Below are 15,667 nucleotides of genomic sequence, written 5' to 3' on the forward strand. Positions count from 1 at the left end.
TAGAAGAGGGTTGGTAAGGTGAAAGGAAGATACTTAAACCTTTGAAATGAAATATGAAGGAGTGCGAGCTATGAAGTGGTTACTATTCTTGCTTATTTTAATACCGGCGATTGAAATTACAGTCTTAATTGGATCAAGTCATGTAATAGGTTTATGGTCTACGTTCGCTATGATTGTATTTACAGGTATTGTAGGCGTGTATTTGGCGAAACGACAAGGGTTTAAAATAGTTAGAGAGATTCAATTTAGGTTAAATAGAGGAGAAATGCCGGGTGATGCCGTCCTGGATGGTATTTTCGTCTTTATAGGAGGTATTCTTTTAGTACTTCCTGGATATGTGACGGATATAATAGGTTTTATCTTTGTTATCCCAGTAACGAGGGCTTTATTGAAGCCAATTGTTATGAAATGGATTGATTGGAAATTGAGAAAGAAGGCTACTATTATTGTTCAGAAATAACACTTAGATTATAGCGATCTAAGTGTTATTTTTTTATTGTATTTTCTATTTATACCTCTGGTAGTTAATGCTAGGTAGAATACAGGGGTTACGGATTGGAAGTTTTACATCAGGGTAATATTTTTTTGTGTTGTTAGTGTGAAAAAGTTAGATGAGAGAAAAAAACTACTGATTAAAGGAGTATTTCACTCTGTTTTGTATATTTATTCATTTACATAAAAAGTAATAAATGTAAGTAATAATTATAAATTAAATAGAATAAAAATGTAAAAATACCGCGAAATATGCGTTTTTCATGAAAAAAACAAGAAAATTATCCTTTTTTAGGAAATCCTCTCGTTTGAAATGTAGTTAGTATAAAAATAAGTACAATGAATAATCAGTGGGAAATTCCCACTGATTACAGTTAAGTTTTTGTTGTATGTGAATTAGAAAATATTATTTTGATGGTGAGCCTTTAATGAATTTCCATAAGTCATGGAAAACGTGGGCTTTGTGTAATGTGTTAAGTAGTACTAATGTGACTGGACCGATGATTAATCCTAAAAAACCAAAGAGCTTAAAGCCGACAAATAAAGCGATGAGTGTCGCTAATGGATCAAGTCCAATATTAGATGAAAGTACTTTCGGCTCCATGATTTGTCTTTGGACAATCACGACGATGTATAAGATGAGAAGACCGATGGCGAATGCGGTGTCGCCTGTGAAAAATACGTATATAACCCAAGGGACGAAGACGGCTCCAGTTCCTAAGTATGGGAGTAAATCTACAACTCCTGTAATAATCGCGATAGTAATTGCGTATGGCACGCGTAATATTAAAAGGCCGATTAGTACAATGACAGTTGTCATAGATACGAGTGTAAGTTGTGCTTTAACAAAACCAAACAAAGCTTTTCTTAAATCGACAAAAATAGTTTTTCCGTATCCGTGTACACGATTAGGTAAAAGTTTTCTTACTTTATGAGCAAGATGGTGCCAATCGTAACTAATGAAGAAAGTTGCCAATAAAATGAATACAAGGACAGTTAAAGTTGTTGGTAATGCGCTAATGAAATTTGTTAATCCGCTTATAATAGCGGTTAAAAGTTCTTTCATTTGTGTCGTTGCTTCAGTGCCTAAGTTTTGAATGTTTTGTGTAATAGTATATCGTTGTGGTTCGCCGAGATGATTAAATTTAGAGATTAAATCATCGTAGAGAGGCATAATATGATTAAGCGCAAATTGTTGAGCGAATGCAACGATATCTGGGAACTTCACTGTAACAATTTGAAGTAAGTATGTTGTGGCGGATATTGCTTCAGTTACAAGGTATGTAACAAGTCCGACGATAGCCCCGAATACGAGAATTAAGCTAACGAGTACTGCTAATGCACGAGGGAATTGTAGTTTTTGATTAAGGAAATTGACGACGGGATTAATCAAATAAGCGAATGCAAAAGCGATAATAAAAGGATAGATAAGTCCTGACATGTACAGTAATACATAGAACCCAACTACCGTTGCTACAATGACAAATATGAGTCGCAATATCATATATAGTAAGTTTCGATTCAAAGATGTGTACCTCCCATTCCAATTTGTATTATCCTAATTCGTTCAACTTATAACGAGTGAGATTCACTGATTAAAGTTTCGCTTTATGTTATAGTGGAATGATGGATTTTTCCTGCTTTTTCAGTACATGAACGACTGTAAAAGCTTGTTGATGATGCTTCTACTATATGGTAAAAACTTCATTTTCTCTTCTTTTTATTTTACCTGTTTCTTGTTAGAAAAGAAAGGAGAGACCATCGTTTTCAAAAATGTATATATGCTTTGATTTTTTTGGTTACAGTCTCATTTTGTAAGTTAAAAATGCATACAAAAATGAAATTGTTGGCTTATTCTCATTGGCAAATAGACATCGATATGACATGTATAACGATAGGTTTAAAGGTATTTTGGTTTGGAAACAAGTTCATTATTTTCAGAAAGGAAGTGCAATCATGATTAGTCAGTCAACGTTATTTTTATTCATACTACTTATTATAGGATTAATTGCTAAAAACCAATCGCTTACCGTAGCTGTTGGAGTTTTATTTTTATTGAAGTTTACGTTTTTAGGTGATAAAGTCTTTCCTTATTTACAAACGAAAGGAATTAACCTTGGTGTGACGGTTATTACAATTGCGGTGCTCGTCCCAATTGCGACGGGGGAAATAGGGTTTAAACAACTCGGAGAAGCGGCGAAATCATACTATGCATGGATTGCTTTAGCCTCAGGAGTGGCAGTTGCTTTGTTGGCGAAAGGTGGGGTGCAATTATTAACGACGGATCCTCATATTACAACTGCACTTGTTTTTGGGACAATTATAGCTGTAGCTTTATTTAATGGAGTCGCTGTAGGTCCATTAATTGGGGCTGGAATTGCCTATGCAGTTATGAGTATTATACAAATGTTTAAATAAGGAATTTTATAGTAATATAAAATTTTTGAATTCTTTCTGTTCACAAAAGTCAGATAATTGTTTATAATAGGATTAGAAACTTTGAAAAGTTACATAACAGCAGAGACTATACACCAGATAAAATAAAAACAACATAAAACAATTTTATAATGATATTGTTTTATGTTGTTTTTATCATAAACTCTTCGGGATTCATTTTCCTCACTAACTTGTTGTTCTGAGCGTGAGGATTCGGGGAGACATTCACGCTCATGCTTTCCATGTAGCAATGGACAATAAGAGGGGAACATCGCAACAAATTTGCATGAACGTGCATTTTGCTTGCCTAAAGAGTGAACGAGCGTTCATAATTTATAAGGGGAGCAAATAGATATAAGGAGCAAGGTTGGGAGAATTTTCAGGAAAAGGAGAGAATGTCATGACTGTTATTCGAGGTTTAGAAGGGGTAGTAGCAACAACATCATCTGTGAGCTCTATTATTGATGATACATTAACTTATGTTGGGTATAATATTGATGATTTAGCTGAGAATGCTACATTTGAAGAAGTAGTGTACTTATTATGGCACCGCAAGCTTCCTAACGAAAAAGAACTAGCGGAATTTAGTGCAACTGTATCTGAATACTATAAAGTACCAGGTGAAATTTTAACATATTTGAAACAAGTAGATTTAAAAATCGCGCATCCGATGTCTGTTTTACGAACTGCGATTTCCATGCTATCATTATACGATGAGAGCGCTGAAATTATGGATGAGAAGTCCAATTATTTGAAAGCGGTTAAATTACAGGCTCAAGTAGGAACTTTAATTGCTGCTTATGCAAGAATTCGCAAAGGTTTAGATGTTGTTGAGCCAAGAAAAGATCTATCGTTAGCTGGAAACTTCTTGTACATGTTAAATGATCGTGAGCCAAATGAAGTTGAAATTGAGGCTTTTGATAAGGCGCTTGTACTTCATGCAGATCATGAGTTAAACGCTTCTACATTTACTGCACGTGTTTGCGTAGCTACACTTTCAGATGTGTATTCTGGTATTACAGCAGCAATCGGCGCATTAAAAGGTCCTCTTCACGGCGGGGCAAATGAAAATGTAATGAAGATGTTAACTGAAATTGGCGAAGAAGAAAATGTAGAATCATATATTCATAATGCTCTTCAAAATAAAGTGAAAATTATGGGATTTGGCCATCGCGTATATGAGCATGGTGATCCACGCGCGAAACACTTACGCGAAATGTCTAAGAGATTATGCGTGCTTTTAGGAGAAGACAAATGGTATAATATGTCTATCAAAATTGAAGACATTGTAACAAAAGAAAAAGGTCTTCCACCAAATGTTGATTTCTATTCAGCTTCTGTATACCACTGTTTAGGAGTTGACCATGACTTATTTACACCTATCTTTGCGATTAGCCGTATGTCAGGCTGGTTAGCTCATATTCTAGAACAATATGAAAACAACCGTTTAATTCGTCCGCGTGCTGATTATAATGGACCTACGCATCAAGTATATGTTCCAATCGCACAACGATAAGCGAAAAACACTATTTTGATAGTGAAAATACGCTTTCAAAAGTCTGATTTTTTTGGGAAGATGTAATGATTAGAATATTTTAATTTGACTAACGGTTTGAACTGAGGGGTTATTCCCTCAGTTTCATACATATGAAATTTCAAACATGGGGGTTATCACATTGACGACAGGTGAAAAAATTACTGTAACTAATGGTGTTATGAATGTACCAAACAATCCGATTATTCCATTTATCGAAGGAGATGGAATTGGTCCTGATATTTGGGCAGCAGCATCTCGCGTACTAGAAGCAGCAGTTGAGAAAGCATATGATGGTGAGAAGAAAATCGTTTGGAAAGAAGTGCTTGCAGGGGAAAAAGCATTCAACCAAACAGGCGAGTGGTTACCTGAAGAGACTTTAAATTTAATTCGCGAATATTTAATCGCAATTAAAGGTCCACTTACAACTCCAGTTGGCGGTGGTATTCGTTCTCTAAACGTAGCACTTCGTCAAGAATTAGATTTATATGTATGTCTACGTCCAGTTCGTTACTTTGAAGGTGTTCCTTCACCTGTAAAACGTCCGGAAGATACTGATATGGTTATTTTCCGTGAAAATACAGAAGACATTTATGCTGGAATTGAATATGCACAAGGTTCTCCAGAAGCAGAAAAAGTTCTTGCTTTCTTAAAAGAAGCAATGGGTGTTAATAAAATCCGCTTCCCAGAAACATCTGGCATTGGTATTAAACCAATCTCAGAAGAAGGGACAAAGCGTCTTGTTCGTGCTGCAATTCAATATGCAATTAACGAAAAACGCTCTTCTGTTACATTAGTTCATAAAGGAAACATTATGAAATTTACAGAAGGTGCTTTCAAAAACTGGGGTTACGAAGTAGCGGAACAAGAATTCGGCGACAAAGTATTTACTTGGGCTGAATATGATCGTATCGTTGAAAAAGATGGAAAAGATGCAGCGAATAAAGCGATGGCAGACGCAGAAGTGGCTGGGAAAATCATCGTAAAAGATTCTATTGCAGATATCTTCTTACAACAAATTTTAACTCGTCCACGTGAGTTTGATGTTGTTGCAACAATGAACTTAAACGGAGACTACATCTCTGATGCACTTGCTGCACAAGTAGGTGGAATTGGTATTGCACCTGGTGCAAACATTAACTATGTGACTGGACATGCCATCTTTGAAGCTACACATGGTACAGCTCCAAAATATGCAGGTTTAGATAAAGTAAACCCATCTTCAGTTCTTCTTTCAGGTGTACTATTATTAGAGCACTTAGGATGGAACGAAGCTGCGAATTTAGTAACTGATTCAGTTGAGAAAACAATTGCTTCAAAAGTAGTAACATATGATTTCGCACGCTTAATGGAAGGTGCAACAGAAGTGAAATGTTCTGAGTTCGCTAATGAACTTATTAAAAACATGGATGTAGCGATAATCAAAAACGCATAATTAAAGCGGGGGGTAAATTATGACAATCAAACGCAAGAAAGTTTCAGTCATCGGTGCAGGATTTACAGGAGCAACAACGGCATTCTTATTAGCACAAAAAGAACTTGCAGATGTTGTATTAGTGGACATTCCACAGCTGGAAAATCCAACAAAAGGGAAAGCGTTAGATATGTTAGAAGCGAGCCCAGTACAAGGTTTTGATGCTAACATTATTGGTACATCTGATTACGCAGATACTGCTGATTCTGACGTTGTCGTTATTACAGCTGGTATTGCGCGTAAGCCTGGTATGAGCCGTGATGATTTAGTAGCAACAAACTCTAAAATTATGAAAAGTATTACGCGCGACATTGCAAAACATTCACCAAATGCGATTATTGTTGTATTAACAAATCCGGTTGATGCAATGACATATTCTGTATTTAAAGAAGCAGGATTCCCGAAAGAGCGTGTTATCGGTCAATCGGGCGTATTAGATACAGCTCGTTTCCGTACATTCATTTCACAAGAATTAAATCTTTCTGTAAAAGACATTACAGGATTTGTTCTTGGTGGACATGGTGACGATATGGTACCTCTTGTACGCTATTCCTATGCAGGTGGCATTCCGTTAGAAACATTAATTCCAAAAGAGCGTTTAGAAGCAATCGTAGAACGTACACGTAAAGGTGGCGGTGAGATTGTAGGCTTATTAGGAAACGGTAGTGCATATTATGCGCCAGCAGCTTCTTTAGTTGAAATGACAGAAGCAATCTTGAAAGATCAACGCCGTGTATTACCTGCTATTGCATACCTTGAAGGTGAGTATGGTTATAGTGACCTTTACTTAGGGGTACCAGTAATTCTAGGTGGTAACGGAATTGAAAAAATTATTGAATTAGAACTTCTTGAAGATGAAAAAGAAGCGTTAGATCGCTCTGTAGAATCTGTACGTAACGTTATGAAAGTTCTTGTTTAATAATTAAATATAAGCGGAAAAAGATTCGGGGCCCCGAATCTTTTTCTACTATTTATTGAAATGTTTTTTTGAAATAATATGAAAACGCTATCATTTAGTGTGTCCTATAATGAAACTATAGACTTATACTATATATTGCCCTCATCATAGTAAATTTCGGATAAGGTATCGCTTTTAGTAGGATAATAAGGTGAAAAAATCGGAGGGGGTTGTAACATGTTAAAGAAAAAAGTTCAAATTGGTCGTAGAATGGATGAAATTACAGTAGGAGAGAAATTATCTATCACTGAAAAAATTGAGGATAAAGATTTGTTATTGTACTTAGGTTTAACGAATGATGCCAATCCATTATATATTCAGCATGATTACGCATCCCAAACTCCGTATGAAAAGCCGATTGTACCAAGCATTATGCTAACAGGGCTGATTACAACGGCGGTTACGAAATATTTACCAGGTCCAGGTAGTCATATTACTAGGAAGGATCTTACGTTCGTGAAACATGTTCACCATTATGAAACGTTACAAATCCACTTTGAAGTTGTGGCTGTTTCAGAGGAGGAACATACAATTGATATGATTGTATCTGCTCATGATGAAAAAGGAAATACTGTTGTGAAAGGCTCATTAACAGTAACACCGCCTTTTAAATCTGTTTCTATTATGGAAAAAGCATTAGATAATTTTTAAAAATGAAAGTTAGAATGATATAAAAGTAGCGCTGGTCATATTCTTATTAAGGGTATGCTAGCGCTACTTTTTGTTTAAACGGGGGTGAACAGTATGACTGTGAAATGGAAAAGAGAAGACATAATCTTTGAAACGATAAGAGAAGCTGAGGTGTGGGCCGATTCAATCGCGAATGAAATGTACGGGAGAGTATTTGGTGGATATGAAACACCGGATTATAAAATAGCGTATGCTCTTGCGTTTTTCTTAGGACAAGAGAGAGAATTTATAGTTCATACGGAAAAAGACTTTAAAAAGGATAGATGTATCTATAAAGTCTGGGTAACCACTTGATAACTGAGGGGAACGCGATTATGGAATAAAGATAGCACAATCTGAATCCATGAATAGACAATTATATTGAGAGGGACCTTGTTTTCTAGTATGATGAGAATAACGGGGAAAATACTAGGATGAAGAAGGTTTCAAGTCTATAACTTGGAGGAAAAGAATGAACAATCGTATTTTAGTAGTTGATGATGAGGAATTTATCTTAACTTTAATTGAATTTAATTTACAACAAGCTGGGTTTGAAGTTATAACAGCGATGGATGGAGAAATGGCGCTTCAAAAAGCGACAACAGAACGTCCAGATTTAATTATATTAGATTTAATGCTTCCGAAAATGGATGGTATGGAAGTTTGTAAAGAATTACGATTGCAACGTGTCATGACACCGATTTTAATGTTAACAGCAAAAGATGATGAATTTGATAAGGTACTCGGTCTTGAACTTGGGGCGGATGATTATATGACGAAGCCGTTTAGTCCAAGGGAAGTTGTTGCTCGTGTGAAGGCGATTTTGCGCCGTACGAAATTACAACAAGAAGAACAAGTTGCAGAAGCACCAGATGAAGATAGCATCATAATTGCAGAACTTAAAATTTTACCGGAGTTTTATGAGGCTTATTTCCAAGGAAGAAAGCTTGAATTAACACCAAAAGAATTTGAACTACTTGTGTATCTCGCGAAAAATAAAAGTCGTGTATTAACTCGTGACCAATTATTGAGTGCTGTATGGAATTATGATTTTGCCGGTGATACTCGAATTGTTGATGTCCATATTAGCCATTTGCGCGATAAAATTGAACAAAATACGAAAAAACCGACGTACATTAAAACGATACGTGGTTTAGGTTATAAATTAGAGGAGCCAAAAGGGGATGAATAAATTTCGCTCCAGGCTTCTTTTTACATTTGTTTCTCTTATCGTTTTTATTTTAGTTGGACTAGGTGTATTATTAGAAACTGTATTTGAAAATTACTATATAGATCATGCTAAAGAGAGAATGGTAAAAGAGACAAGATATGTTGCTGTATTAGCAGAGGAGCAAGGGTTTGAATCAGTTTTAAAAAAGCCGTATGTATTTGAAAAGTTAGAAGAACAAATACCAGCTTCTATTATATTTGTTGATGAAAAAAATAAAGTTCAATATAGCGGAGGGCAACAATCTGCATTTAGTCAAGAGATGATTAAAGAACTTTCTTCTGAAACAGCAAAACAAAGAAATAAAGTTATTACGAAAGAAACGGATCAAAAGAATGAATTTTATCATGCTGTGTTCGTTCAGGATGTAGCAGGGAAACAAGGATATATTTTGGTGAAAAGTACAATCGATACTTTGAGGGACGTTCACCAAAAAACGTGGGGATTATTAATTATCGGATTTGTTATCGCGTGTCTCGTTGTCGTATTTTTAGGTATGAAAATTACAGGGCAATATATTAGGCCGATTGAATCCGTTACGAAAGTGGCTATTGAATTAGCGAAGGGAAATTATAAAGCACGCGCTTATGAAAGTCATTCGGATGAAACAGGAATGCTAAGTAAAGCAATTAATATTTTAGCACGTAATTTACAAGAGATGACACTTGAGCAAGAAATGCAACAAGATCGTTTGCATACATTAATTGAAAATATGGGAAGTGGAATGATTTTAATTGATAGTCGTGGTTATATAAACCTTGTAAACCGTTCTTATAAGGAGACCTTCCACGTAACAGACGAAGAATATTTAGACCGTTTATACTATGAGTCGTTTCATCATACGGAAATTATTGAGCTCGTAGAAGAAATCTTTATGACAGAAGTGAAAGTGCGTAAACAAATGTTATTGCCGCTTGGAATTGAGCGAAAGCATTTCGAAGTATATGGAGCACCGATTATCGGGACGAACCATGAATGGAAAGGAATTGTTCTCGTATTCCATGACATTACTGAGCTAAAGAAATTAGAACAAATGAGAAAAGACTTTTTAGCGAATGTTTCTCATGAACTAAAGACACCGATTACTTCTATTAAAGGTTTTTCAGAAACACTCTTGGACGGAGCGATGGATAATAAAAAATTCTGCGAACATTTCTTACATATTATTTTAAAAGAAAGTGAGCGCATGCAAGGATTAATTGAAGATTTATTAGATTTATCAAAAATCGAGCAGCAAGGGTTTAGACTAAATATGGGTACGGTTGATATGAAGGGTATTCTTGAAGACATTCACATGGTGCTCGATAATAAAGCGGGAGAAAAAGAAATCTCTTTACAAGTGAATGTATTGAAACGAGTTTCCGTTATTGGAGATCCGAGCCGCTTAAAACAAATCTTTATTAATTTAATTAATAATGCAATCGTATATACGCCGGCTGGCGGCGTTGTTTCAGTTGAATTATTAGAGGATAAATATAATGCGTATATAAAGGTGTCGGATACTGGAATTGGTATTAGTAAAGAAGAAATCCCTCGTATATTTGAACGTTTTTATCGAGTTGATAAAGCGAGAAGTAGGAATACGGGTGGAACGGGTCTTGGTTTATCAATTGTGAAACATTTAGTTGAAGCACATCAAGGTACGATTACGGTGGATAGTGAGGTTGGGGAAGGAACGACATTTACAGTTGTTTTACCAAAATCAGCTACTGAAAAATAGGATGAAGGATATTTACAATATATTAACATTGGCTTAATTAAATATTAATAAAGCTCTGTTAATATAATAGATGAAAACCCCTTCATCCAAGGAGTAATTTTGGACGAGAATAGTTATGCTGTTCTCGTCACTTCCCTTTTATGTTAGTAAACGTTTGTATATATGATAGAAAATAGCCGTTATTTTTCTTCTCTCTATTAGTCATGTTAATATAGAGAGAGGACAGGAACGGTTTTTTTCTGTGGAAAAAATCGTTTCAAATATGTATGGGGAGGTTTGTAGTTTGGAAAAAAAAGTCGTATTAGTAGATGGTAATAATATCGCGTATCGTGCTTTCTTTGCACTACCGCTTTTAAATAACGACAAAGGTATACATACGAACGCAATTTATGGTTTTACAATGATGTTAATGAGGATACTAGAGGAAGAAAAACCGACGCATATGCTTGTGGCGTTTGATGCGGGGAAAACAACATTCCGTCATAAAACGTATAGTGATTACAAGGGAGGACGTCAAAAGACTCCACCAGAGTTATCAGAGCAATTCCCGTTTATTCGTGAGATGCTTGATGCATTTAATGTTCCGCGCTATGAATTAGAAAACTATGAAGCGGATGACATTATGGGAACGCTAGCGAAGGAAGCGAGTGAGCAAGGGGCTTATGTAAAAGTTATTTCAGGAGATAAAGACTTACTTCAACTTGTTTCCGATAATACACTTGTATGTATTCCGCGCAAAGGGATTACAGAAGTAGATGAATATACGACAGAAGCTTTATTTGAGAAATATAGCTTATCACCAAAGCAAATTATCGATATGAAAGGTTTAATGGGAGACCAGTCAGATAACATTCCAGGTGTACCAGGTGTTGGTGAGAAGACAGCCATTAAATTATTAACGCAATTTGAAACGGTTGAAGCAGTATATGAAAACTTAGATCAAGTGAGCGGAAAGAAATTAAAAGAAAAGTTAGAAGCAAATAAAGAACAAGCTCTTATGAGTAAAGAACTTGCGACTATTATTACAGATGCACCAATTACTGTGCATGTAGATGATATGGAATATAAAGGGTATGAACCAAGTGATGTTATTCCAATGTTTGAGAATTTAGGATTTACATCTCTTTTAAATAAGTTAGGCGTTACGCCTGAAGAAACAGCTCCAGCTGAATTAGATGATATTACATTTGATATTGTGGAAGAAGTTACAGAAGAAATGCTTCAGCAAGATAGTGCGCTTATTGTAGAAGTGCAAGAAGATAACTATCATAAAGCGGATATCCAAGGTTTTGGTATTCAAAATGAAAATGGTTGTTACTTTATTTCGGCAGACATTGCTCTTAAATCAGATGCTTTCAAAGTATGGCTTGCAAATGGAGAAATGAGAAAGCATACATTTGATGCGAAGCGAGCTATCGTTTCTCTTAAGTGGAAAGGTGTAGATATTCAAGGGATTGATTTTGATTTATTAATTGCTGCTTATCTACTTGATCCAGCTGATACAGATAAAGATTTTCGTGCCGTAGCAAAAATGAAAGAAACACATGCCGTGAAATCTGATGAAGAAGTTTACGGAAAAGGTGCGAAGCGTGCAGTTCCAGAGTTAGATGTAGTAGCGGAGCATGTAGCTCGTAAAGTGCATGTATTATATGATGTAAAGCAAACATTCATTGAAGAGTTAAAAAAGAATGAGCAATATGAACTGTTTACAGAGTTAGAATTACCACTTGCACGTGTATTAGCTGATATGGAAGTAAAAGGTGTAAAAGTTGATACGGAGCGTCTTCGTAATATGGGAGAAGAACTTGCAGGTAGATTAAAGGAAATGGAACAGGAAATTTATAAGCTTGCAGGAACGGAATTTAACATTAATTCACCGAAGCAACTTGGAGTTATTCTGTTTGAGAACTTAAACTTACCAGTTATTAAAAAGACGAAAACAGGTTATTCTACGTCAGCGGATGTATTAGATAAACTTATGGATCATCATGAAATTATCCCTAATATTTTACATTATCGTCAATTAGGAAAGCTAAATTCAACTTACATTGAAGGTTTATTGAAAGTTGTACATGAAGATTCATCTAAAATCCATACTCGTTTCAATCAAGTGTTAACGCAAACAGGTCGATTAAGTTCAACAGATCCGAACTTACAAAATATCCCGATTCGATTAGAAGAAGGAAGAAAGATTCGTCAGGCATTCGTTCCATCAGAAGAAGGATGGATCATGTACGCGGCTGATTATTCACAAATCGAACTTCGTGTGCTTGCTCATATTGCAAATGATCCTGGGTTAGTTGAAGCGTTCCAACATGACATGGATATTCATACGAAAACAGCTATGGATGTATTTGGTGTTGGGAAAGATGAAGTAACATCTAACATGAGACGACAAGCAAAAGCAGTTAACTTCGGAATTGTGTATGGGATTAGTGATTATGGTCTTTCGCAAAACTTAGGAATTACAAGAAAAGCAGCAGCAGAATTTATTGAAAAGTATTTAGAAAGTTTCCCTGGTGTACAAGAATACATGGATGAAATCGTAAAAGATGCGAAACAAAAAGGGTATGTGGTTACATTATTAAATCGTCGCCGTTATATTCCGGAAATTACGAGTCGTAATTTCAATTTACGTAGCTTTGCTGAGCGTACAGCTATGAATACACCAATTCAAGGTAGTGCGGCTGATATTATTAAAAAAGCGATGATTATTATGGCAGATCGTCTAGAAGAAGAAGGATTACAAGCACGTCTTCTTCTGCAAGTACACGATGAATTGATATTTGAAGCACCAAAAGAAGAAATTGAAATATTAGAGAAGCTTGTACCTGAAGTAATGGAGCATGCAATTGAACTAGCAGTTCCATTGAAAGTTGATTATTCTTACGGTCCAACTTGGTACGACGCGAAATAAGGACGTGATGAAATGCCTGAATTACCAGAGGTTGAAAATGTTAGACGGACGCTTGAAAATCTTGTAACAGGAAAAACGATTGAAGATGTTGTTATTACTTATCCTAAAATAGTAAAACGACCGGATGATGCAGAAATCTTTAAAGAAATGCTAAGAGGCGAGACAATTGAAAATATAAAGCGAAGAGGAAAGTTTTTGCTTTTATATGTAACGAATTATGTCATTGTTTCACATTTGCGTATGGAAGGTAAGTTTTTACTTCATCAAGAGGATGAGCCAATTGATAAACATACGCACGTCCGTTTCTTATTTACAGATGGAACTGAATTACATTATAAAGATGTGAGAAAGTTTGGTACGATGCATCTCTTTAAGAAAGGTGAAGAGTTGAATCAAATGCCTCTTGCTGACTTAGGCCCGGAGCCATTTGATGCTGAATTGACACCGCGGTATTTACAAGAAAGATTGCAAAAAACAAATCGTAAAATAAAAGTTGTATTATTAGATCAGCGTCTTTTAGTGGGGCTTGGAAATATATATGTAGATGAAGTGTTATTCCGTTCTCAAATTCACCCAGAACGCGAAGCTGCGTCTTTAACAGAAGAAGAAATAGAAAGAGTGTACGAAGCGATTGTTACAACGCTAGGCGAAGCAGTAAAGCGAGGCGGAAGTACAATTAGAACGTATATCAATTCGCAAGGGCAAATTGGTTCGTTCCAAGAACTCCTAAATGTATACGGAAAAAAAGGAGAACCGTGTGTAACTTGCGGTACGATACTAGAAAAAACAGTTGTTGGCGGAAGAGGAACGCATTACTGCCCAATTTGTCAGCCAAGAATATAGAAAAGAGATAACATCGGATAGGCATTTGTCATATACATACAGCAGAGCTATGTATAAGGGAGGAGTTTACCGATGTACCTTTATTTATCTCTTATTTTATTAGCTTTTACATTAAGCTTGGATAGCTGTAGTGTAGGGCTAACATATGGTTTAAGAAGCGTAAGAATTCCACTAAGATCAATTGTAATTATCGGAATGTGTTCAGCGGCTGTTATGCTCGTTTCAATGGGAATTGGACATATGATCGCGAAAATATTTTCACCTGTTATCGCAACGCGTATCGGTGGGCTTGTTCTTATTGGAATAGGGATTTGGGTATTATATCAATTTTTTCGAAGTGAGAAAAAAGAAGAACCGAAGCAAGAGGAGAAGGTCTGGAAATTAGAGATTGCCTCGCTTGGGCTAGTGATTCAAATTTTACGGAAACCGACTGTAGCAGATTTTGATAAATCAGGCACCATTTCTGCAGGAGAAGCATTGCTTCTTGGTATAGCTCTTTCTGTAGATTCATTCGGTGCTGGAATTGGTGCATCTTTATTAGGGTATGCACCCGCTATGATGGCGATATTAGTCGCGGTTATGAGTTCTTTATTTTTATTTCTTGGAATGAAACTTGGTACGGTTTTATCGAATATGAAATGGTTACAAAAATTTACATTCCTGCCTGGGGTATTACTCATTATTATTGGAATTTGGAAAATGTAAGTATGGGCGTGGAACATTAGTTTCGCGCCTTTTAATATGAGGAGGATTATTATGACAGTAGTAATTGGATTAACGGGAGGCATTGCAAGCGGAAAAAGTACGGTATCAGAAATGTTTCGTGAACTAAATATACCAGTTATTGATGCTGATATTATTGCGCGAGAAGTTGTAGAACGAGGAAAGCCAGCATATAACAAAATTGTAGAGGTGTTTGGAACGGAAGTGTTACAAGGAGATGGGGAGCTTGATCGACCTAAATTAGGAAGTGTCGTTTTTTATAATGAAGAAAAACGATTGCAGTTAAACAAAATTGTGCATCCTGCGGTACGTGAAGAAATGAATGCGCAAAAGGAGATGTACATAAAAGAAGGTATGCAAGCGGTTGTGTTAGATATCCCTCTTTTATTTGAAAGTAAATTAACAAATCTTGTTGATCGTGTTTTAGTTGTAGCTGTTATGCCGAGTACGCAATTAGAACGTTTAATGAAACGGAATAATTTTTCAGAAGAAGAAGCAACGGCACGTATTCAATCTCAAATGCCATTAGAAGAAAAAGTAAAGCGTGCAGATGAAGTGATAAATAATGATGGCACAATTATGGGAACGAAAACACAATTACAGGTAATTTTAAAGAAGTGGAACATTATTAACTAAAAAATTGTGAAATTAATGAAAATGCTTAGTGACATTC

The 15,667-nt window shown here is 35.8% G+C and carries 14 protein-coding genes; 13 read left to right on the forward strand and 1 reads right to left on the reverse strand.

The window, feature by feature from the left end; all coding sequences use genetic code 11:
- Positions 1-70: 70 nt before the first annotated feature.
- Positions 71-460 (forward strand): FxsA family protein, encoded by a 390-nt coding sequence (locus JDS80_RS12485; protein ID WP_000871641.1) that lies wholly within the window; start codon positions 71-73, stop codon positions 458-460.
- 438 nt (positions 461-898) lie between these two features.
- On the opposite strand, the gene ytvI is transcribed toward JDS80_RS12485, so the two are convergent.
- Complete coding sequence (ytvI, locus tag JDS80_RS12490) at positions 899-2,017, reverse strand: sporulation integral membrane protein YtvI (RefSeq protein WP_071748283.1); 1,119 nt, start codon at positions 2,015-2,017, stop codon at positions 899-901.
- A gap of 431 nt (positions 2,018-2,448) precedes the next feature.
- Here ytvI and JDS80_RS12495 point away from each other — a divergent pair, with 431 nt between their 5' ends.
- The 12 genes from JDS80_RS12495 to coaE all read left to right on the forward strand — a co-directional run bounded on the left by JDS80_RS12495 (position 2,449) and on the right by coaE (position 15,630).
- Positions 2,449-2,910, forward strand: coding sequence for a DUF441 domain-containing protein (locus tag JDS80_RS12495; RefSeq protein WP_002112200.1), 462 nt, complete (start codon positions 2,449-2,451; stop codon positions 2,908-2,910).
- Between the two features lie 385 nt (positions 2,911-3,295).
- Complete coding sequence (gene citZ, locus JDS80_RS12500; protein WP_116733522.1) at positions 3,296-4,444, forward strand: citrate synthase; 1,149 nt, start codon at positions 3,296-3,298, stop codon at positions 4,442-4,444.
- Positions 4,445-4,604: 160 nt separating this feature from the next.
- A complete protein-coding gene (gene icd / locus JDS80_RS12505) occupies positions 4,605-5,897 on the forward strand; it encodes an NADP-dependent isocitrate dehydrogenase (protein ID WP_000206900.1) in 1,293 nt (430 codons plus the stop codon).
- Between the two features lie 19 nt (positions 5,898-5,916).
- Complete coding sequence (mdh, locus tag JDS80_RS12510) at positions 5,917-6,855, forward strand: malate dehydrogenase (protein ID WP_070145081.1); 939 nt, start codon at positions 5,917-5,919, stop codon at positions 6,853-6,855.
- Positions 6,856-7,071: 216 nt separating this feature from the next.
- Entirely contained in the window at positions 7,072-7,545 is a 474-nt protein-coding gene (locus JDS80_RS12515; protein ID WP_199638664.1) for a MaoC/PaaZ C-terminal domain-containing protein, read from the forward strand.
- 99 nt (positions 7,546-7,644) lie between these two features.
- On the forward strand, positions 7,645-7,878 hold the full coding sequence (locus JDS80_RS12520) for a hypothetical protein (protein WP_199638732.1): 234 nt from the start codon (positions 7,645-7,647) through the stop codon (positions 7,876-7,878).
- A gap of 157 nt (positions 7,879-8,035) precedes the next feature.
- The gene (gene phoP, locus JDS80_RS12525) at positions 8,036-8,755 is read left to right on the forward strand and encodes a two-component system response regulator PhoP (protein ID WP_071748280.1); all 720 of its coding nucleotides are present in this window, start codon (positions 8,036-8,038) and stop codon (positions 8,753-8,755) included.
- Positions 8,748-10,511 carry a sensory box histidine kinase PhoR gene (gene phoR, locus JDS80_RS12530; RefSeq protein ID WP_071748279.1) on the forward strand — a complete coding sequence of 588 codons (1,764 nt, stop codon included), beginning with the start codon at positions 8,748-8,750 and terminating at the stop codon, positions 10,509-10,511. Before phoP ends, phoR begins: the two co-directional genes overlap by 8 nt.
- Before the next feature lie 283 nt (positions 10,512-10,794).
- Positions 10,795-13,428: a DNA polymerase I gene (gene polA / locus JDS80_RS12535; RefSeq protein WP_199638666.1), complete on the forward strand. Its 2,634-nt coding sequence runs from the start codon at positions 10,795-10,797 to the stop codon at positions 13,426-13,428.
- A gap of 12 nt (positions 13,429-13,440) precedes the next feature.
- Positions 13,441-14,271, forward strand: a complete 831-nt coding sequence (mutM, locus tag JDS80_RS12540; protein WP_071748277.1) for a DNA-formamidopyrimidine glycosylase — start codon at positions 13,441-13,443, stop codon at positions 14,269-14,271.
- A 72-nt stretch (positions 14,272-14,343) separates the two neighbouring features.
- Positions 14,344-14,976 (forward strand): sporulation membrane protein YtaF, encoded by a 633-nt coding sequence (ytaF, locus tag JDS80_RS12545; RefSeq protein WP_071748276.1) that lies wholly within the window; start codon positions 14,344-14,346, stop codon positions 14,974-14,976.
- A 51-nt stretch (positions 14,977-15,027) separates the two neighbouring features.
- On the forward strand, positions 15,028-15,630 hold the full coding sequence (gene coaE, locus JDS80_RS12550; RefSeq protein WP_199638668.1) for a dephospho-CoA kinase: 603 nt from the start codon (positions 15,028-15,030) through the stop codon (positions 15,628-15,630).
- Positions 15,631-15,667 lie beyond the last annotated feature (37 nt).

It is taken from the genome of Bacillus cereus group sp. N8 (assembly GCF_016483685.1).
Classification (GTDB): Bacteria; Bacillota; Bacilli; order Bacillales; family Bacillaceae_G; genus Bacillus_A; species Bacillus_A proteolyticus.